This is a genomic window from Pseudofrankia saprophytica (assembly GCF_000235425.2).
Taxonomy (GTDB): Bacteria; Actinomycetota; Actinomycetes; order Frankiales; family Frankiaceae; genus Pseudofrankia; species Pseudofrankia saprophytica.
Map to the genome: position 1 here is coordinate 801276 of NZ_KI912267.1, position 19825 is coordinate 821100.

Sequence of the window (19825 nt, forward strand, 5' to 3'; positions counted from 1 at the left end):
ACGGCTGGTCCGCGCGGGGCCGCCCGCGCCATCGTGCCTGGCCAGCGGCCATGACGCGCGGGTCGCCCCCGTCAGCGGCTGACTGAGCCGACCGTGGGCAGCGCGTGCTGGTTGCGCTCGAGCCACTGGTCGAGGATCTCGTCGAGCCGGGGCAGCTCGTCCGTCAGGAAGCTCAGCCCCTGGGTGGGGACGCTCGCGCCGAGCTCGACCAGCAACGGCCGCAGGGTGAACTCGACCGCGAGCGTGTGCGCCGGCGAGCCGATGGTGAACACGGGGAACGCGGTCACCCCCCGCAGCCCGGCGGTGGGGTAGCGGTCCAGGAACGCCTTGAGCAGCCCCGTGTAGGCCGCCTTGTAGGTGGGGCTCGCGACGACGAGGTAGTCGCTGGCGGCCACCTGCTCGGTCAGGGCGTCGAGCTCGGCGTGCGGCCAGGTGAAGACGTCGCCCGCGTGCTCGGCGAGGTCGAGGCGTAGCCCCTTCTCGGCGCCGAGCAGCGGGCGGAGCCGGTCGGCGAGCGCCTCGGCGATCGCCAGCGTCCGCGACTCGGCCTTCGGGTTGCCCACCACGACACTCAGCGTCGTCATCTCGGTAGTCCTCTCTGGTCGTCAGCTCTGTGGTCGTCAGCTCTGGTCATCAGATCTGGTCGTCAGGTCTGGTCGTCAGGTCTGGTCGTCAGGTCTGGTCGTCCGCTGGCCGGCGGAACCATCCTGATACCTCGTGCCGTGGGCCGGCCACGGTTGCGGGAGTCGGCGGGCTCAGGTGTCCGGGTGCTCGGCCAGCCCGTGGTAGCGGGACCGGTAGTAGAGCAGCGGGCGCGCCGTCTCGTGGGTGGCGTGCCCGAGCCCGACCACGTGCGCCGTGACGATCACGTGGTCGCCGCCGTCGTACTCGGCCGCGAGCTCGCACTCCAGGTGCGCCAGGCTGCCGGCGATCACGGGGTGGCCGGTCCTGGCCGCGCCTTCCCAGCAGACGCCGGCCCACTTGTCGGCGCCCCTGCGGCCCATGGCCGCGCTGACGTCTCGCTGGTCGGCGCTGAGCACGTTGACCACGAAGCTGCCGGCCCGCCTGATCGCCGGATAGGACGTCGAGGTCCGCGCGGCCGAGAACGCGATCATCGGCGGGTCGACGGACAGGCTGAAGAACGACTGGCAGGTCAGGCCTACGGGCCGCCCGTCGGCGGTGGAGCTGATGATGGTGATGCCGGAGGCGAACCGGCCCAGAACGGCGGTGAACGAGGGGACGTCGGTGACCGATCCGGTCGCGTCGCGGACAGCCATGGTCTCTCCTGTCGAGAAGGCGCGAGCACACAGAGGGAGTCGAGGAACGCGCTCCCGCGCGGGACCGGACGCGGAAGGCCAGCGATACGGAAGGTCAGTGGCGCAGAAGGTCAGCGGTACGGAAGGCCAGCGGTACGGGGTGCTCACCCGGCGGGTGTCCACCCCAGCGCCGGCGCGACCGTGCGCGCCAGGTCGGTCAGCAGCCGGACGTTCTGCGCGAGGCCGAAGGCCGGCGGCGGGAAGAGCACCAGCTCGTCGGCGGCCGAGAGCCCCGGATCTGCCAGGACGGCCTCGGCGACGGCCTCCGGGTCACCGTGGTAGACCGGGCTCATCAGGAAGCCCGCGGGCAGCTCGGCCGACAGGGCCGGGCGCAGGGCCCCCTTCGGCCGGGACGCGGCCGGTCCCTCGGTGCGCCGCTGCAGGTCGTAGGACGCGTAGGTCTCGCGCAGCGCGGGCGTCGTCCCGGGCAGGATCGAGGCCGCGACCGCGACCGGCGGCGGCGGTGTGCCGTGCGCGGCCGTCCAGGCGGCGCGGTACTCCCCGATCAGCCTGGCCTGGTAGACGGGGAACGACTCGTCGGTCACCTCGTGCAGGATCGTGCCGGTGATGAGGCGCAGCCCCTGGCGGGCGGCCTGGATGGCCGAGGCGACGTGGCCCGACCCGTACCAGATCCGGTCACGAAGGCCGGGGCTGTGCGGGGTCACCCTCAGCTCGGTGCCGGGCGCCGGCCCGGCGGGGCCGCGCGGCTCGGTGACGGTGTGCAGGGTCTCGCCGGCGACGCCGGCGAGGAACCGGGCGAGGCGCCGCTGCCCCTCGGTGCGGGCGTCGGTCGCGACATCCCCGAAGACGTCGTCCCAGGCGTCGGTGCCGCTGGAGAAGGCCAGCTGCAGCCGCCCGCCGGTGAGCAGGTCGGCGGTGCCGGCGGCCTCGGCCAGCAGGATCGGGTCCTGGTAGCGCATCGGGATGACCGCGCTGCCCAGGGTGATGCGCGTGGTGTGCTGGCCGGCGGCCGCGAAGAACGGCAGCGGCGACGAGAGGTAGTTGTCGAAGTGCCGCTGGTAGGCCCACCCGGACTGGTACCCGAGCGCCTCGGCGACCTTGAACAGCTCGATGCCCTCGCGCAGGCCGCGGGCCGCCTCGCCGGTGAGGAAGGAGACGCGGGTGTTGAACCCGAGCCGCCGCGTCGGGCGGCGGTCCCGCGTCGCGGCCGGCTCGGGGCTGATGAGCGTGGTCATCCGATCCTCCGGTCGTACAGGTCGGGGCTGGGGCGATCGGGGCTGGGGCGTTGGTTCCAGGCGGCGACGAGGCCGAGGTACGGGCCCTCCTGGCCGATCAGCTCGCGGTGCGCGCCGGACTGGACGATCCGGCCGCCGGCGAAGACGAGCACCCGGTCGGCCGACGCGGCGGTGGTCATCCGGTGGGCGATCGAGACGGTGGTGCGGTCGCGGGTGAGCACGCCCAGCGCCCGCTGGACGGCCACGTCGGTCGCCGGGTCGACGCCGGACGTCGCCTCGTCGAGGACGACCAGGTCGGGGCCGGCCAGCGCGGTGCGGGCCAGGGCGACGAGCTGGCGCTCCCCGACCGACAGGCGGTCGCCGCGCAGCCCCACCGGGGTGTCCAGGCCGTCCGGCAGCGCGGCGAACCACTCCGTCAGCCCCAGCTCGTCGAGCACGCCCAGCACGTCGGTGTCGGTCGCGCCCGGGTGGCCGAGCGCGATGTTCGCCCGCAGCGTGCCGTCGAACAGGAACGGGTCCTGCGGGACGATGACGACCCGGCCCGGCAGCGAGGCGTCGGCGATCTCGTCGAGCGGGACGCCGGACAGCGTGATCGTCCCGGCGGCCGGCTCGATCCGGCGGGTGAGCAGCTTGGCGAACGTCGACTTGCCGGAGCCGGTGCGCCCGACGACGGCGACGTGCTCGCCGGGCGCGATCCGGACGTTCAGGTCGCGCAGCACCAGCGCGCCGTCGCCGTAGCGCGCCGAGACGCGCTCCAGGCCGACGCCGACGGGCCCCGGTGGCAGCGCGACGCCGTCACGCACCTCGGCGCTCGGGGTGGTGACGAGCTCCAGCGCGCGCCGCCAGCCGGTGAGGGCGTTCTGCGCCTCCCCCAGGCTCTGGACGAGGAACTGCAGCGGGCGGACGAAGAACGTCACCAGGAACACCATCGCGACCAGCTCGCCGGCCGTCAGCCGCGGCGTCGCCGGGCCGCCGGCGCGCGCCCACCAGACCCCGCCGAGGATGACCGCCACCGTCATGGTCGAGATGGCCAGCTCGCCGATCGAGGTGTTGGCGTGCAGCGGCACCAGGGTCCGCACCAGGCTGTCCCTGGCCCGGTCGACGGCGTCGTCGAGCCTGGCCCTGGTCCGCTGGCCGGTCCCGGTGGAGCGGATCACCGGCGCGCCGATGACCGACTCGGCCACGGCGCTCTGCATCGTCGACAGGTCGCGGCGCGCCCGGTCGAACCGGCCCGCGATCACCCGCTGGACGCGAACCATGGTGACGACGAGCAGCACGGCCAGGACCAGCACCGGCAGCGACAGCTCCCAGCTGTAGACGAGCATGATGACCATCGCGATCAGCAGCTGGGCGGCGTTGGTGACGGACTGGATCCCGCCGCCCTGCAGGAACGTCGTCACCTGGTCGAGGTCGCTGGTCAGCCGGGCGACCAGGTCGGCGCTGGGCACGCCCTCGGCCGTCGTCGCCGCCATGTCGTGGACGCGGCGCAGCCCGGCCCGGCGCAGGCCGGCGAGCGCCCGCTCGATCCGGGTCTGCAGCCGCCGGTTGAGCAGTACCGACGAGACGCCGGCGACGACCAGCGCCCCCGCCCCGACCGCGGCCGCGGGGGCGGCCGTGTCCGGGGTGAGGCCCGCGTCGATCGCCCGCTGCACCGTGAGCGGCGCGACGATCCGCCCGGCGCCGGCGAGCAGCGCCAGCAGGCCCGTACCGGCCAGCCCCTCGCGCAGCGCCGGCGAGGCGCGCAGGGCGAGGGCGACGAGGCGCCGCGGGCCGACGCCGGAGAGATCCGCGAGGCCGTACCGGCCCGGTGCGGGCGCCGGGCCGGCGGACACGGACACGGGGTCAGCGAACACAGGGTCAGCGGACGTGGGCAGGCTCATCGTCGTCCACCTCCCCGGCGCGGTCGTACGCGGTCACGATGCGGCGGTACTCCTCGACCGCCAGCAGCTGCTCGTGGCTGCCGGTCGCGGCCACCCGCCCGGCGCGCAGCAGCACCACCTGGTCGGCGAGCGCCACGGTCGCCGGCCGGTTCGCGACGACGACCACGGTCGGGCCGCCGGCGGCGACCAGCTCGGCCAGCCCGGTGAGCACCTGCCGCTCCACCCGCGGGTCCAGCGCCGAGGTGGCGTCGTCGAGCACGAGCAGGCGTGGCTCGCGCACGACCGCCCTGGCCAGGCAGATCCGCTGCCGCTGGCCGCCCGACAGCGTCGCGCCGCGCTCGCCGACGACGGTGTCGAGGCCGTCCGGCAGCTCCCGGACGAACTCGTCGGCGGCCGCGAACCGCAGGGCGCGCCACAGCTCGTCGTCGGTGTAGTCGCGCCGCGCGCGAGGATGGCCGGACAGCGCCAGGTTGTCCCGGATCGACTCGGCGAACAGGAACGGGCTCTGCGAGACGACGGCGACGTCAGCCGGCACGACGCCCCTGGCCAGCTCCCGCCCGTCCACCCCGTCGAGGCACACCGTGCCGCGCGACGGGTGGCTCTGGCCGGCGACGAGGTCGACCAGCGTGGTCTTGCCGGCGCCGACCGCGCCGACCACGGCAGTGATCGTGCCCGGCTCGCAGACCAGGTCGACGCCGTCGAGCAGCCAGTGGCCCGTTGCTGGCCCGAGCTGACCGGGCCCCGCCCGGACGACGCCGACGCCGCGCAGCTCGACCAGTGCCGGGCGCCGCGCCGTCAGGCGCCGCTGGCCGAACCGGGCCACGTCCGGATCACTCAGCACCGAGCGGACCCGGTCGCGGCCCGCGCTCGACATCGGCAGCATCGAGAGGAACCGGCTGATCACCGCGAGCGGGATGGAGATGGTCAGCAGCAGGTAGACGACGCCGACGAGGTCGCCGACGGTCAGCTCGCCGCGCGCCACCCGCGGGGCACCCACCACGAGCACGGCGAGCACCGCGGCCGTCGGCAGCAGCTCCAGCAGCGGGTCGAACAGGCTGCTGACCGTCGCCATCCGGGTGTCGGCCACCCGCAGCCGCTCCACGCCGGGGGCGAACCGGGCGTCCTCGACGTCGGCGAGCCCCAGGGCGCGCACCACCGGCCCGCCCTCGATCGACTCGTGCGCGACCCCGGCGACACCGCCGCGCGCGGACTGCGCGTCACGGGCGCGCGGCGCGAGCAGGCGCTGGTAGAGCACGTTGAGACCCAGCACGCCGACGACGAGCGCGAGACCGACGAGCCCGAGGGCCGCGTCGCGCCAGAACAGCTCTGTCAGCGCCAGCAGCAGCATGAAGACCATGCCGAACGCGAAGTAGGCCCACTGCATCGGCGACCACAGCGCGTCCACGTCGGAGACCGCGCGGGCGAGCAGCTGGCCGGGCGGATGCCGGCGGTGCCAGTGCGTGTCGAGCTCGAGGTAGCGGCGCACCACGGCGCGCCGGGTCTCGGCCTGCGCCCGGTACTGCACCCGGCCGGTCGCGACGCCGCGGACGAAGATCGTGCTCCATCGGACGGTGGAGATGCCGACGATGAGCAGCGCGCTGACCCACCACGCGCTCGCCGGCACGTGCCCCCCGGACAGCGCCGGCACGACGAGGTGGTCGGTGGACCACCCGACGGCGGCCGCGCCGGCGACCATGGTGGCGCCGTTGAGCAGCCCGCTGGCGGTGGCGACCAGCGCCGGCCCCGGGTTCGCCCGCGCGCCGGCGAGCTGCGCGGCGAGCCCCGAGGCGCGGCGGCCGTCAGGAGCCATCGGCTGCCAGGAGCGTGTCCTTCCCCAGCCGCTGGTGGGCGGCCCGCGCGCCGTCGACCGGCTCGGCCACGGGCTCGGCCACGGCCCGCGCGAGCGCGAGCGCCGCGGTGCGCTGGCCGGGGATCGCGTCGATGAGCTCGCGGGTGTGCGGACTTCGCGGACTGGTGAACACCTCGGCGACCGGGCCCTGCTCGACGACGCGGCCCTGGCTCATCACCGAGACGGTGTGCGAGATCTCCGCGACGACCGCCAGGTCGTGGGAGACGAACAGGTAGGACAGGCCGAGCTCGGCCTGCAGCTCGGTGAGCAGCCGCAGGATCTGCTCCTGGACCGAGACGTCGAGGGCCGAGACAGGCTCGTCGAGCATGAGCAGGTCGGGGCGCGGCGCCAGCGCCCTGGCGATGGCGACCCGCTGGCGCTGGCCGCCGGACAGCTCGGTCGGCAGCCGGTCGAGGTAGGACCCGGGCAGCGCCACCTGGTCGAGCAGCTCCAGGGCCCGCAGGTGCCGGCTGCGCCGGTCGCCGATCCGGAACGCCACCAGCGGCTCGATGATCGACTGTTTGATCGTGAACTTCGGGTCGAGCGCCGCGAACGGGTTCTGGTGCACGATCTGGGCCTTGCGCCGCAGCGGCCGCAGCCGGCCCCACGACAACCCGGCCAGCTCCGTGCCGTCGAGGAGGACCGAGCCGCTGGTCGGCGTCTCGAGGCCGAGGGCGATCCGCAGCGTGGTCGTCTTCCCGCAGCCGGACTCGCCGACCAGGGCGTGGGTCTGCCCGCGCGGCACGGCGAGCGAGACGCCGTCGAGCGCGTTGAAGCCGCGCTGGCCGCGGCGGGCGTCGCCGGCCGCGAACGTCTTGCGGACGTCGGTGAGGGTCAGGACGGGCTCGGGTGCCGGCTCGCCCCGGACGTCGAAGCGCGGGACGACCCGGCCACCGTGCGCGAGCCCCGGGGCGGCGGCGATGAGCGCCCGGGTGTACGCCTGCTGGGGCGAGACCAGGATCGTGCGCGGGTCGCCCTGTTCGACGACGCGGCCGTCGCGCATGACGAGGACCCGGTCGGCCCGGTCGGCGGCCACGGCCAGGTCGTGCGTGATGAGCAGCAGCGAGATGCCCTGCTCGCGGACCAGGCCGGTCAGGTGGTCGAGGATCCTGCGCTCGACGGTGACGTCGAGGGCGCTGGTCGGCTCGTCGGCGATGATCAGCCTCGGCCTGCCGGCGAGCGCGATCGCGATGAGCACCCGCTGGCGCAGGCCGCCGGACAGTTCGTGCGGGTACTGGCGGGCCCGCAGCTCCGGGTCGGGCACGCCCGCCTGGCCGAGCAGCTCGAGGACCTCGGCGTCGAGAGCGGGGCCGGTGACGCCGCGCAGTCTCACCGCCTCGGCGATCTGGGCGCCGACCCGCCGGGTCGGGTTGAGGCCGACCATCGGGTCCTGCGGGACCAGGCCGACGACCCGGCCGCGCAGCGGGCGCAGCGTCCCCTCCTTCGCCCCCGCCGTCTCGATCCCGTTGACGAGGACCGAGCCGGCGGTGATCCGGCCGCTGTCGGGCAGCAGGCCGATGACGGCGCTGGCGGTCGTCGTCTTGCCCGAGCCGGACTCGCCGACGATCGCGACGATCTCCCCGCGGCCGATGGTCAGGTCGAGTCCGACTACGGCCGGTGTCACCCGGCGGTGGCGGACGTAGCCGACGTCGAGGCCGCTGATCTCGACGATCGGGCCTTCCTCGGTGGACGGGGTGGTGGCCGGGGCGAGGGTGGTGGCCGTCATCGGTCCAGTTCCTGGAGCGTCTTGGAGATGTGGTTGAGGGCGAGCACCAGCAGCGCGACGAACAGGCCCGGCAGGAGGCTCAGCCAGGACGCGGTGACCAGGTAGCTGCGCCCGTCGGAGATCAGGGTTCCCCACTCCGCGGCCGGCGGCTTGGCCCCGAAGCCGAGGAAGCTCAGCGACGCGATCGCGATGATCGCGACCCCGGCGTCCAGCACCACGAGGACCGCGACCGGGCCCCACGAGTTGGGCAGGATGTGACGGACCAGCACCCGTCCCCAGGAGGCGCCGCCGGCGCGCGCGGCCTCCACGTACGGCAGCGTCCTGACCCGCAGCACCTCGGCCCGGGTCGTACGGGCGAACCCGGGGATGATGCCGACCCCGACCGCGACCGCGACCGGCACGGTGCCGTAGCCGAGCGCCGTGACGATGGACAGCGCGAGCAGCAGGCCGGGGATCGCCAGCTGCACGTCGACGATCCGCATGAGCAGCGCGTCGACGAACCCGCCCACGAAACCGGCGACGACGCCGAGCGCGAGGCCGGCGACGACCGCGATGCCCAGCGCGATCAGGGTCGCCTTGATGGTCAGCGCCGAGCCGTGCAGCATCCGGCTCCACAGGTCGCGGCCGTAGACGTCGGTGCCGAACAGGTGGTGGCGGCTTGGCGGGGCGACCGCCAGCTCGGGATGGGTGTCGAAGGGGCTCTGATGGGCGAACAGGCCGGGTGCGAAGGCCGAGACGACCACGAAGAGCACGTAGAGCAGCGCCACCAGGAACACCGGCTTGCGGGCGAGCTGCGCGAGGTTCGCGCGCACGCCGGCCCAGCGCCCGCCGCCCCGCTCGGCGCGGTCCACGCCGCCGCGGACCGCGTCGGCTCCGGTCGTGGCGGTGGCCTCGGTCGTGGCGGTGGCACCGGGCTTGGCGGTGGGCACGAGGGCCGGGTTCCGCTCGAAGATCAGTTGGATGTCCGCGGTCACAGGGAACCGACCTCCACCGGGGCGTCGGGGGCACGCACCTTGCCGCCGCGGGCGTGCGAGATCCGCGGGTCGAGCAGCGGGTAGAGCAGGTCGACGACGAGGTTGACGAGGACGAACAGGGCGGCCGCGACGGTGACGATGCCGAGGACCACGGGCACGTCCTGGGAGAGCACGGCCTGCTGGGCGAGCCGGCCGATGCCCTCGCGGGTGAAGACCGTCTCGACGACGATCGACTGGGTGACCGTGAGGCCGACGAGGACGCCGAGGATCGTCATCGCGGGCAGCGCGGCGTTGCGGAACGCGTGCCGCAGGTGGACCGCCGAGCGGGACAGCCCCTTGGCGCGCGCGGTGACGATGTAGGGCTGGCGCAGCGTCTCCTCGAAGCTCTTGATGAGCACCTGCGCGAGCAGCGCCGAGGTGAGCAGCGAGATCGTCACGACCGGCATCACCAGCGAGCCGAAGCCCTGCGTGCCGGTGGCCGGGAAGAGACCCAGGTTGAACGAGAAGAACTGGATGAGCAGCAGCGCGATGAAGAACTGCGGGAACGACGCGCCCAGCGCCGGCAGCCGGGACAGCAAGGCCCGCAGCGGGTTGAACCGCACGAACGTCGCGACGTAGGCCAGCAGGGCGCCGGCGACGAGCGAGACGACCGCGGCGCCCGCGGACAGCAGCAGGGTCTGGCCGACCCGTTGGCTGATCAGCTCGGTGACCGGGACGTGCTGGGTCAGCGAGGTGCCGAAGTCACCGTGCAGCGCGCCCGCGAGGTGGTGCCAGTACTGCGCCCAGATGGACTCGTCGAGGCCGAACTGGTGCTTGAGCGCGGCCACCTGTTCGGCGCTGAGGCTGTCCTCGTCGATGCCGGCGGCGCCGAGCTGCAGCTTCACCGGGTCGCTCGGCAGCAGATAGAGGATCATGAACGTGACCGTGAACGCGGCCCACAGCACGGCGATCGCCTGCAGGACGCGTCCGACGATGTATCTGGTCATATTTACTCCGGGAATGAGGCCGCCGGGCGCGCGGCTGCGCCATGATCGCGCACCCCTTGGCCCGTGCTTGGGCTCCCTCACGAGGGTCCGCGGCGTACCGCCGCCCGCCCGGGGAAGGCCGGGCGGGCGGCGGCGGGAACTAGCTGTTGTCCTTCCACACGTCGTTGAGCCGCAGGAAGCTCTCCGAGGTGAACGCGAAGCCGTGGAGGTGGCTGGAGACGCCGGCGGTCTGCACCCGCTCGAACAGCGGGAAGGAGATGCCCTCGTCGATCAGGTAGTCCTGCAGGTCGGCGTAGGCCTTGGCGGTCTTGGTCTCGTCAGTGGTCTGCAGGGCCTGCCTGAACAGCTCCTGGAGGTGGGCGATGGCCACGGGCGACGCCGACTGGTTCGCCAACGCCTTGGAGTTGGCCACGTCCGGGTTCAGGATGAACTGCAGCGCGCCGGGGTTCGCCCGGGTGAAGTAGGTGCTCGTCAGGTCGTAGTCGCCGTTCGCGACATACGTCGACTGCTGCGCCGGCGTGAGCTGGCGCAGGGCCAGGTTGATGCCGACCTTCTTCAGCTGCGCCTGCAGCAGCTCGCCGCCGACGCTGCCCTGGGCGAGCGGGTAGTCGACCGTCAGCTCCTTGCCGTCCTTGAACCGGAACCCGTCCTTGCCGACCGCCCAGCCGGCCGCGTCGAGGATCTTCTGCGCGCCCGCCGGGTCGTAGGCCAGCTTCGCCGCCTCGGACCTGAAGTACGGCGTCGTCGAGTCGAAGACGCCCTGCACCACCGGGTGGTCCGGGCCGAAGACCGTCGAGGCGAAGGTCTTCAGGTCGATCGCCTTGACGAACGCCCTGCGGACCTGCGGGTCGGACAGCGGGTGCCCGGCCGCGGTGTTCGGGAACAGGGTGGCCGCGACGCCCGGCAGCGGGCGCTTCTCGACGACGTCACCCGACTTCTCGATCAGCTTGGTGTCCTGGACCGTGAACGGGTTGCGCGGCCAGGCGATGTCGATCGCCCCGCTGACCAGGTTCCCGGTACGGACGCTGTCCTCGGCGACGTAGGTGAAGACGACCTTGTCCAGGTAGGCGCCGCCCTTGTTCTGGACGAGCTCTGACGGCCAGCTGTACGGCGTCGGCCGCTTGGTCAGGACCGTCTCGACCTTCGGGGTGTAGTGGTCGAGGACGAACTGGCCCGACCCGACGACCCCCTTGCCGGTGCAGCGGTCCTTGGGCGCGAGCTGATACTCGGCCGGGTCAGTGATCGCCAGGTTCGTCGTCGACGTGGCCTGCAGGAACGCCGAGTTCGGCTGGCTCAGGCGCAGCTGCACGGTCAGCGGGTCGACGACGGTCGCGCCGGTCAGGCCCTGGATGTAGGAGGCGCCGTAAGCCGCGCCCTTGGTCGCCGCCACGGTGGCGATCCAGCCCGCCGTGTCGTCGGCGACGAGCTGGGCGTCGACCTTCTTGCCGTTGCTGAGGGTGACGCCGTCGCGCAGGTGGAAGGTGTAGGTCAGGCCGTCCGAGCTGATCTCCCAGCTCTTGGCGAGCCAGGGCACGATCTTCCCTGTCTTCGGGTCCTGGTCGGTCAGGGAGTCCGCGAAGTTGCGGATGATCGTGCGGTGCTCGATCCAGTAGACCTGGAACGGGTCGATGCAGGACAGGACCGGGTTGTCAGGGAAGAACGAGACCTTCAGGGTCCCGCCGGTCCTGGGCTCGCTCCCGGCCGGTGTCGCCGCCTGGTTGTTCCCACCGCCGCAGGCGGCCAGGGCGAGGAGCCCAGCGGTGGCGGCGGCGGCGAGGGGAAGGCGGCGCCCGGCCCTTGGGGCCAGACGTCTCAGGATGGTCATGCGGGTGCCCTTTCGGAACCAGGTGCGCGGCACGTCGGATGAGGTGCGCGGCAGGGACGGACGCGGTGCGCTGAGGGTGGGTGGTGCGGGGGTCGAGCACGCGCGGGGCCAGGGACGCGGGGGGCTTGGGGACGCGGACCGTCGAGGGCGCGCAGGTCGCGCTCAGGCGCCGAGGACGCGGCGGCCGCTCGCGAGCAGGGCGGCGTCCTCCTGCGGCGGGTGCACCCGGATACAGAGCGCGTCGCGCAGGTGGCGCTCCAGCGGGTGGTGCCGGGACAGCCCCGGGTTACCGAGGGCCGCGACCGCGGTCTGGGTCGCGGCGATCACCGAGCGGGCGATCGCGGCCTTCAGGACGGACAGCTCGGGCACGAGTGCGGCGTCGCCGGCCTCGAGCCGCAGCAGCGCGCCGTGCAGCAGCGTCTCCGCCTGGACGACCTGCAGGTCGATCTCGCCGGCGACCGACTGGATCCGCTCGGTCGTCGCGATCGGCCGGCCGAGCGCGGACGGCACCCGCGAGCGGGCGAACTCGGCGAACGCCGCGCGGGCCGCCCTGGCGACGCCGACGTAGAGCGCCGGGTGGCCGAAGCCGCCCGGCCCGGCCATCGCCGCCGGGTCCCGGTACACCCCGTCGGCCCCGCGGGGGATCTCGACGAACGCGTCGGCGGGAAGCTCCACGTTCTCGTAGATCACGTCGTCGGTGTGGGTGGCGCGCAGGCCCAGGTGGTCCCAGGTCCCGACCCAGCGGATGCCGGGAAGGCCGCCCGGGACGATCACGTGGCCGACGCGGGGCCGCGCGGGGTCGCCGCCCGACTCGTCGGCGACCGCCCAGACGACGTGGTAGGCCAGCGCCTCGCCGCCGCTGCCGTAGGCCTTGTGCCCGCGCAGCACCCAGCCGTCGGCCGTGCGGGTCGCGGTGGTCTTCGGGATGCCGCCGCGGGCCGGGGCACCCAGCTCCGGCTCGGCGCGGATCGCGTTGACCAGCGCCGGGCCGTCCAGGGAACGGCGCAGCAGGTCGTCGTAGTACGCCACCGGCCAGTGCGGGTGGATGGCCTGGCCAGCGTGGCTCATCAGCAGGTTGGACGCGAGCAGGCCAACCGAGGCGTCGCCCTCGCCGATGGCCGTGAGGATCCGGACCAGGTCGCGCTGGCCGACCTCCGGGCCGCCGTACCGCCGGCCGACGGTGGCGGTGAGCAGGCCCGCGCGGTACGCGACGTCGAGCCCCTTCCACGGCGTCTCGCCCGTGCGGTCGTACTCCGCGGCCGTCTCGGCGATCTCGGCGGTCACCGCGGCGAGCGCCTCCGCCGACAGGTCGGGGACCGGGAGGTCATACACCGCCGGCTCGGCCGAGCTCTCGACCCGCACGCCGCTGGTGGCCGTGGTCATGCCTGGCCCGCCGTCGCGTACTGGGAGTACTCCGCGCCGTAGTTGCCGAGATGCTCGGCCTGCAGGGCGCCGCGGCGGCCGGTCGCCTTGCGGTGGGCGATCTCCTCGCGGACCAGCGGCAGCACGTACCGGCCGTAGTCCACCGCGTCGGCGAGGGTGTCGTACCCCCGGATCGAGACGAGCGACGCGCCGCGGTCGACATAGTCGACGATCGCGGCGGCGACGGTCTCGGGCGACCCGACCAGCGCGGTCGAGGCGCCGGCGGCGCCCGTGACGGCGGCGGTCTTGGTCCACAGCGCGCGGTCGTAGAGCTCGGAGCGGTCCGCGAACGCGAGCGCGCGCTTCGAGCCGACGTTCTGCGGCGCCCCCTTGCCGATCATCCGCCCGGCGTACTTCTGGAAGCTGTCGGCGACCTTGGCGACGTAGTCGTGCGCCTTCTCCCAGGCCAGCTGGTCGGTCCTCGCGATGATCGGGCGGAAGGTCACCCAGATCCGCGGCAGGGTCGTCCGCCCGGAGGCGCGGGCGATCGCGTTCACCCGCTCGATCTCGGCGCGCAGGTCGTCGAGCGGCTCACCCCAGAAGCTGAAGATGTCCGCCTTCTCGCCGCCCACCTGGAACGCCTCGTCGGACTGGCCGCCGATCGAGATCGGGATCGGCGACTCGTAGGGCGCGAAGCCCGGCCCGAAGTCGTCGAACCGGTAGAACTCGCCGTCGTGGCTGAAGGGCGCGGGCTCGGTCCACGACCGGCGCAGGACGTCGATGTACTCCGAGGTGCGGGCGTAGCGCCGTTCCTTCGGCAGGTAGTCGCCCTGGCGGGCCTGCTCCGCGTCGTTGCCGCCGGAGATGAGGTGCACGACGGCGCGCCCCTCGGTCAGCTGGTCGAGGGTGGCGAGCTTCTGCGCGCCGACGGTCGGGAACGTGGTGTTCGGCCGCAGCGCGACGATGGGGCGGATCCGCTCGGTGAGCTGGCCGACCGCGCTGGCGACGACGAACGAGTCGGCGCTGCTCGAGCCGTAGGGCAGCAGCGTGTAGTCGTAGCCACCGTCCTCCAGGGCGGCGACGTAGCGGCGGAAGTACGCCAGGTCGACGCCGCGGGTCGGGATCGGGTTCAGCTCCGTCGACGGGTTCAGGTGCGAGAGGCTGATGAACTCCACCTCGGGCGCGGCGGTGACGGGGATGGCCGAGTCGAAGTCGGGCACGGTCATGGAAGGTCCTCTCGACGTTCGGAGTCTCAGCGAGGTCACGACGGCGCGGGTCAGGGCGGGCGAGCGTTGGCCAGGTTCGAAGGCGTCGGGCGGCGCCGGGCCGGTCAGGCGCCGGTCTCGCCGCGCGTGACCAGCTCGTCCAGCGGCTCGGCCACCGCGATCGGGGCCAGTCCGGCACCCCCGCGCAGCCGCTCGAGGAACTGCACGACGACGGCGGCGACGGTCCGGTGCGTCTGGTCGTTGAGCGCGTCGTGCAGGCCGCCGACGATGGTCACCAGCTCGGCCGACGGCGCGGACGCGTACCAGCGACGCGCCTCCACGACCGGGCTGAGCAGGTCGTTGCGGCCATGCAGGCCCAGCACGGGCAGGTGGAGCTTGCCGGGGGTGGCCGGGTCGAACCAGTCGGCGGGCAGGTCGGCGAACAGCGCCGCCCGGCGCACCCCGGCCTCGCTGATCCGTCCCCGGTGGGTTCCGCAGGCGGTGCGGACCGCCAGCTCCTCGTCCCAGTCGCGGGCCGGCTGCGCGGCGGACCCCGTCGGCAGGCCGGCGAGCACCAGCGCGGCCACCCCGTCGAGCTGTCCGCTCGCCGCCAGGTGGGCGGCGTAGGCCGCGCCGGCGTCCGAGCCGACGACGACCCGGGGCGCGTCGGCGTCCGCGGCCTCGAGCACGCCGAGCAGCTCGTCGCGTGCCCTGTCCGGGTCGTCGCCCGGGGCCGTCACCGCGTGCACGCGGTAGCTGTCGGTGGCCAGGCGGAGGCCGAACCGGTCGTACACCCGCGGGGACTCGCCCCGTCCCGGCAGCACGACCAGCGTGCCGCGCAGCGCCGGCCCGCTGGGCTCGTGCCAGCTGAGAACCGTGGCCTCCTGGGCGAGGGTCATGACGAACCTTTCGTCGAGAGTGGCGGCGGCATGCGACACCGCGCCGCGGAACGGCGTCGGGCATGGCAGTGGGCATCGGCCACGGCGATGGGCATGGCAGTGGCATGGCATGGCAGTGGCATCGGGCAAGGCCGGGGAAGCGGCCGCCGCGAGAACGGCGGGCGCGGGGCAGCGCACCGACCGCCTGGCTCGGTGGCGAGGCGGTCTAGGGGCGGTAGCGGAACTGGCCGCGCGCCGGCGCGGCAGACGTCCGACCTCCCAGATCGGCTCCGCCGATCCGGCAGGAACCCGGGGCGTCAGCTGTCAGTGACAGCACATGGTGCCGCAGCGCATGAAGTCGATCACGCGCCGGCGGGTGAGGCGTCCCTGGGACGCGCAGACAGACATGGCCGGGCCCACAGCGGCAGGCCGCGGCACCGCGCGGCGCTCGCTGCCAATCTCGACCATGCCGGTAAACATAATTGGTATTTGCCCGTCTGGCCAGCGACGATTCGCGATCGCACCGATCGCACCCGCTTATCACCGGCGCCGGCGGCGTCGCGGCGGCCGACCGACGGCCACGAACGAGTCCCTCGACGCGCGGTCCGCCGACGCGCGGTCCGCCGACGCCCGGGCGGGCCGAGGTCAGATGGCCTTGCCCGGGTTGAGGATGCCCTTCGGGTCGAAGACGCTCTTGATCTGGCGCTGTATCGCGTCGACGTCCTCGCCCAGCTCGGCGTGCATCCAGCGGCGCTTGAGCACTCCCACGCCGTGCTCGCCACTCACCGTCCCGCCCAGGTCGAGCGCGGCGCGGAAGATGCTGTCCGCGGCCTCCTGGACGGCCGGGTCGAACGGTTCCTGGCCCTCGGCCAGGACGATGATCGGGTGCAGGTTGCCGTCCGCGGCGTGCGCGAACGTGTGGATCGACGTCCCGGTCGCCGCCGCGGCGGCGCGCACCGCCTCCACCGCCGCGGGCAGCCGGGAGCGAGGGACGCTGATGTCCTCGATCAGCACCCGCCCGACGCGCTCCAGCGCGGGCAGCGCCGCGCGGCGCACCGCGGTCATCCGCGCGCCCTCGACCGGGTCGTTGCTGATCTCGAGGTCGGTCGCGTACCCGCGCAGCTCCCGCGCGGCCCGCTCGGCCTCCACCTCGGCCGCCGCGCCGTCGGTCTGCATCAGCAGGAACGCGGCGCCCCTGGCTCGCAGGCTGGTGCCCAGATGCTCGTCGATACGCTCGAGCGTCGCCGCGTCGATGAACTCGGCGACCGCCGGCACCACCCCGGCCGCACGGACCGCGCGGACGGCCGCGAAGGCGCTGGCCGCGTCGGGCAGGTAGGCGCAGATCGTGGCGGTGGCGGCCGGGATGGGCCGCAGCCGCAGGGTGGCACCGACGATCACCCCGAGCGTCCCCTCCGAGCCCACGAACAGGCTGGTCAGGTCGTAGCCGGTGACACCCTTGATCGCGCGGCGCCCGGTGTGGATGAGGCGCCCGTCGGCGAGGACCACGTCGAGGCCGAGGACGGCGTCGCGGGTGACGCCGTACTTCGCGCACCGCAGACCGCCGGCGTTGGTGGCGATGTTGCCGCCGATGGTCGAGATCTCGACGCTGGCGGGGTCCGGCGCGTAGCGCAGCCCGTGGCGCTGCGCCTCCCGGTCGAGGTCGGCGGTCAGCACGCCCGGTTCGACGATCGCGAGCTCGTCCTGCTCGATGACGTCCACGACGCGGTTCAGGCGGGTCAGGTCGAGCACGATCCCGCCGTCGGCGGCCGTCGCCGCCCCGGCGAGCCCGGTCCCCGCGCCGCGGGCCACCACCGGCGTCGCGGTCCGGTGCGCGAGGCGCAGGACGTGCTGAACGCCGGCGACGCCGCGCACGGACGCCACCACGGCCGGGCGGACCTCGGGCGTCCAGCCCGACCGGTCGAAGCGGTGCGCGTCGAGCACCGCCGGGTCCGTCCGCCAGTCGACGTCGTCATGCGGGGGCAGGCCGTCCAGCCAGGCCGTCATCGCGCCCCCGCGGACCCGGCAGTCGCCGGACGGGCACGATCAACATCCACATCACACTGATTACAAAACAGAATCACAGCTACCCTATCGGCATGGTCGGGATACTGGACATAATCGCACTGCGCAGCCTCACGTCCATTGCCGACTCGGGCGGCTTCCGCCGCGCCGCCGACAGCCTGCACCTGTCCCAGTCGGCGGTCAGCCAGCACGTCCGGCGCCTCGAGCAGGTGTGCGGACGCCCGCTGGTGCGCCGCGACGGCAACAGCGCCCGCTTCACCTCCGACGGCGAGCTGCTCCTCGCGGAGGCCCGCAAGATCCTCGCCGCGCACGACGACGCCCTCGAGCGCCTGCGCAGGGCCGACGACGCCGAGCGCACCCTCGTCATCGGCTCGACGGAGCACGCCGCCGACCTGCTGCTCCCCTCGATCACCGCCCGGCTGCGGTCAGGCTTCCCCGACCACGCGGTGCGCTTCCGCATCGACCGCGGCAGGCAGCTCAACGACCGGCTCGACGAGGGTGCCATCGACGCCTCGCTGTTCATCGGCGACGTCCGGGGGCGCGACGGCCACCCGGCCGGCGCGCTGCCGCTGGCCTGGTACGCGGCGCCGGAGTGGCAGCCGCCGCGCGGCGCCGTACCGCTCGTCGTCATCGACGAGCCGTGCACCATCCGCCGCCGGGCCCTCCAGATCCTGCGCGACAACCGGATGGAGGCCTCGGTCGTCTGCGAGGCCGGCCACCTGGCCGGTGTCCTGCACGCCGCCCGGGCGGGGCTCGGCGTCGCCCTGCTCGCCCACGTCGGCACCCCGCCCGAGGGCCTGCGCCAGCGCGACGACCTCCCCACGGTCGAGCCCGAGCCCCTGCACGTCCGGGGCCGGCGCGGCGCCCCGGCCACGCTGGTGACGGCCGTCGCCGAGGCGGCGAACGCCCTGCTGTCCTAGAGGGGCTGGCCGGCCAGGCGAGAGTGCGGGAGGCGCCGGCCGCTGAGCACGAGGGCGAGGTCCTCGGCCGGGCCGCGCAGCGGCGGGCCGGCGCCGGATGACCAGTCGAGATCGGTGGCGCTCAGCGAGCGGCCGGCGGCGTCGACGCCGAAATGGCGGGAGCCGCCGTCCTTGGCGAGGGCGTCGAGCACGACGGCCATGGCCTCGTCCGGGAACCGCCGCGGCACGTCCAGCGGCACCGTCACGTCAAGCCCGTGGATGACCACATGGGTCAACGCGCCGAGACTGCCGCCGCCCGGTGGCGTCCAGTGGCGCATGACGTCGGAACGCAAATTCGCGACGAGTTCGGCGGTGGGCAGCGCGGCGTCACGGCCGGCGAGCTCGTCGGACAGGCGCGGGAAGTCGAAGTCACGGACCCGTAGCTCGGCCAGGAACGCGTCCGGGGAGTACCGGGCCGCCATGGTCAGGTGCGCCACGACCTCTCGGACACGCCAGCCCGCGCACAGTGACGGCGTCTCCCACGCCTCCTCGGGTACCGAGCCGAGCAGATCGGCCAGTGTCAGGTAACCATCAGCCACGAGTAGTTGCAGATTGCCATCGTCCGTCATCACGGGGCCCTTCATTCGAGTCTCCTTCGCTGCGCCCGTTCCTTCATGCGGCGCCCCCTTCGTGGGGCGTCTCAGTGGCGGTCCGGGGAGAACTCGAGGACCTGGGTGAGTCGGACGTTGTTGCCCGACGGGTCACGGAACGACGTGTCGATGCCGTACGGCTGCGGCGTCGGCGGGTCGTTGAAGGCGACGCCCCGGGCGGACAGCTCGTCGTAGGCGGCCTGGCAGTCGTCGGTCTCCAGGAACAGGGTGCCGCCGGCGCCCTTGGCGACCAGGTCCGCGAGTGCCTCGCTGCTGGCCGCGTCGATCATCGGCGGCCCGGGGACGGGCATCAGGACGAGCCCGACCTCTGGCTGGTCGCGTGGCCCGACGAGGAGCCAGCGGAATGACCACTCCGCCATGGTGACGTCCGCCCGCACCTCCCAGCCGAGCTTCTTCGTGTAGAAGGCGAGCGCCTCGTCCTGGTCATGCACCCAGAACTGCGCGTTGGCTATCTTGATCATCGGAACTCCCTGGTCGCACGTCGGCTGGGCGCGACGCTATGTGCGGGAGTCAGGTCTCGACTTCTCCAAACGTGCGGTGTCCGGGCCGTCCGTAGGCCCGGGCGACGCAGTCCGGAATCCGGATGTGGCGGCGCGCGGGCGGGAAGCTGGCGCGGTATGCCGACGGCGCCGCGCCGTACACCCGCCGGAAACTGGTGATGAACGAGCCGACGCTGGTGAGCCCGACGTCGAAGCAGATGTCCGTCACGGGACGGTCCGTGTTGCGCAGCAGCGCCGCCGCGCGTTCCAGGCGGCGGGTCAGCAGGTACTGGTGCGGCGACTCGCCGAACACCCGCCGAAACTCACGGCTGAAGTAGGCGGGTGACAGTCCGGCGGCCCGCGCCAGGTCCGCCACGGTGAGCTCCTCGAAGTACCGGCCGTCGGCAAGATCCCTGGCCCGCAGCAGATGACGGGAACGCGGCACCACACCCGAAGTATCACCCGGCGGGCCATCGACCCTCGACCACCGGCCGTCGCCACACCGACCTCGGAACGTATAAAATATGTATATCTATCGAGGTTCAGGAGAGGCGACT

Annotated in this window: 17 protein-coding genes; 1 reads left to right on the forward strand and 16 read right to left on the reverse strand. The window is 73.6% G+C overall.

Annotated elements, in window-relative coordinates:
- Positions 1-71 precede the first annotated feature (71 nt).
- From FRCN3DRAFT_RS0237835 to FRCN3DRAFT_RS0237900, 13 genes are all read right to left on the reverse strand, one after another.
- A complete protein-coding gene (locus FRCN3DRAFT_RS0237835) occupies positions 72-584 on the reverse strand; it encodes an NADPH-dependent FMN reductase (RefSeq protein WP_007510637.1) in 513 nt (170 codons plus the stop codon).
- 171 nt (positions 585-755) lie between these two features.
- On the reverse strand, positions 756-1277 hold the full coding sequence (locus FRCN3DRAFT_RS0237840) for a flavin reductase family protein (protein WP_007510635.1): 522 nt from the start codon (positions 1275-1277) through the stop codon (positions 756-758).
- Positions 1278-1420: 143 nt separating this feature from the next.
- Complete coding sequence (locus FRCN3DRAFT_RS0237845) at positions 1421-2512, reverse strand: LLM class flavin-dependent oxidoreductase (protein ID WP_007510633.1); 1092 nt, start codon at positions 2510-2512, stop codon at positions 1421-1423.
- Complete coding sequence (locus tag FRCN3DRAFT_RS0237850; protein WP_007510631.1) at positions 2509-4392, reverse strand: ABC transporter ATP-binding protein; 1884 nt, start codon at positions 4390-4392, stop codon at positions 2509-2511. Before FRCN3DRAFT_RS0237850 ends, FRCN3DRAFT_RS0237845 begins: the two co-directional genes overlap by 4 nt.
- Entirely contained in the window at positions 4370-6202 is a 1833-nt protein-coding gene (locus FRCN3DRAFT_RS0237855) for an ABC transporter ATP-binding protein (RefSeq protein WP_007510629.1), read from the reverse strand. Before FRCN3DRAFT_RS0237855 ends, FRCN3DRAFT_RS0237850 begins: the two co-directional genes overlap by 23 nt.
- Positions 6192-7967 (reverse strand): dipeptide ABC transporter ATP-binding protein, encoded by a 1776-nt coding sequence (locus FRCN3DRAFT_RS0237860; RefSeq protein WP_007510627.1) that lies wholly within the window; start codon positions 7965-7967, stop codon positions 6192-6194. The genes FRCN3DRAFT_RS0237855 and FRCN3DRAFT_RS0237860 overlap by 11 nt, the downstream gene beginning before the upstream one ends.
- Positions 7964-8941, reverse strand: a complete 978-nt coding sequence (locus tag FRCN3DRAFT_RS0237865; protein WP_007510625.1) for an ABC transporter permease — start codon at positions 8939-8941, stop codon at positions 7964-7966. The genes FRCN3DRAFT_RS0237860 and FRCN3DRAFT_RS0237865 overlap by 4 nt, the downstream gene beginning before the upstream one ends.
- Complete coding sequence (locus FRCN3DRAFT_RS0237870; RefSeq protein WP_007510623.1) at positions 8938-9927, reverse strand: ABC transporter permease; 990 nt, start codon at positions 9925-9927, stop codon at positions 8938-8940. Before FRCN3DRAFT_RS0237870 ends, FRCN3DRAFT_RS0237865 begins: the two co-directional genes overlap by 4 nt.
- A 139-nt stretch (positions 9928-10066) precedes the next feature.
- The gene (locus tag FRCN3DRAFT_RS0237875; RefSeq protein ID WP_007510621.1) at positions 10067-11752 is read right to left on the reverse strand and encodes an ABC transporter substrate-binding protein; all 1686 of its coding nucleotides are present in this window, start codon (positions 11750-11752) and stop codon (positions 10067-10069) included.
- Positions 11753-11914: 162 nt separating this feature from the next.
- Positions 11915-13135, reverse strand: coding sequence for an acyl-CoA dehydrogenase family protein (locus FRCN3DRAFT_RS0237880; RefSeq protein WP_007510620.1), 1221 nt, complete (start codon positions 13133-13135; stop codon positions 11915-11917).
- Positions 13132-14340, reverse strand: coding sequence for an LLM class flavin-dependent oxidoreductase (locus FRCN3DRAFT_RS0237885; protein WP_007510618.1), 1209 nt, complete (start codon positions 14338-14340; stop codon positions 13132-13134). Before FRCN3DRAFT_RS0237885 ends, FRCN3DRAFT_RS0237880 begins: the two co-directional genes overlap by 4 nt.
- Before the next feature lie 104 nt (positions 14341-14444).
- Positions 14445-15218: an alpha/beta hydrolase gene (locus FRCN3DRAFT_RS0237890; RefSeq protein ID WP_007510617.1), complete on the reverse strand. Its 774-nt coding sequence runs from the start codon at positions 15216-15218 to the stop codon at positions 14445-14447.
- A gap of 624 nt (positions 15219-15842) precedes the next feature.
- Positions 15843-17201, reverse strand: a complete 1359-nt coding sequence (locus tag FRCN3DRAFT_RS0237900; protein WP_007510615.1) for an FAD-binding oxidoreductase — start codon at positions 17199-17201, stop codon at positions 15843-15845.
- A gap of 92 nt (positions 17202-17293) precedes the next feature.
- Between FRCN3DRAFT_RS0237900 and FRCN3DRAFT_RS0237905 the strand changes: the two genes are divergently transcribed.
- Entirely contained in the window at positions 17294-18139 is an 846-nt protein-coding gene (locus FRCN3DRAFT_RS0237905) for a LysR family transcriptional regulator (RefSeq protein WP_007510613.1), read from the forward strand.
- Here FRCN3DRAFT_RS0237905 and FRCN3DRAFT_RS0237910 read toward each other — a convergent pair.
- From FRCN3DRAFT_RS0237910 to FRCN3DRAFT_RS0237920, 3 genes are read right to left on the reverse strand one after another with little or no spacing between them, the layout of a single operon-like run.
- The gene (locus tag FRCN3DRAFT_RS0237910; RefSeq protein ID WP_007510611.1) at positions 18136-18762 is read right to left on the reverse strand and encodes a maleylpyruvate isomerase family mycothiol-dependent enzyme; all 627 of its coding nucleotides are present in this window, start codon (positions 18760-18762) and stop codon (positions 18136-18138) included. The genes FRCN3DRAFT_RS0237905 and FRCN3DRAFT_RS0237910 overlap by 4 nt on opposite strands.
- Before the next feature lie 56 nt (positions 18763-18818).
- Positions 18819-19250 carry a VOC family protein gene (locus FRCN3DRAFT_RS0237915; RefSeq protein ID WP_007510609.1) on the reverse strand — a complete coding sequence of 144 codons (432 nt, stop codon included), beginning with the start codon at positions 19248-19250 and terminating at the stop codon, positions 18819-18821.
- Positions 19251-19299: 49 nt separating this feature from the next.
- Positions 19300-19716 carry a helix-turn-helix transcriptional regulator gene (locus FRCN3DRAFT_RS0237920; protein ID WP_027141300.1) on the reverse strand — a complete coding sequence of 139 codons (417 nt, stop codon included), beginning with the start codon at positions 19714-19716 and terminating at the stop codon, positions 19300-19302.
- Between the last annotated feature and the right edge of the window lie 109 nt (positions 19717-19825).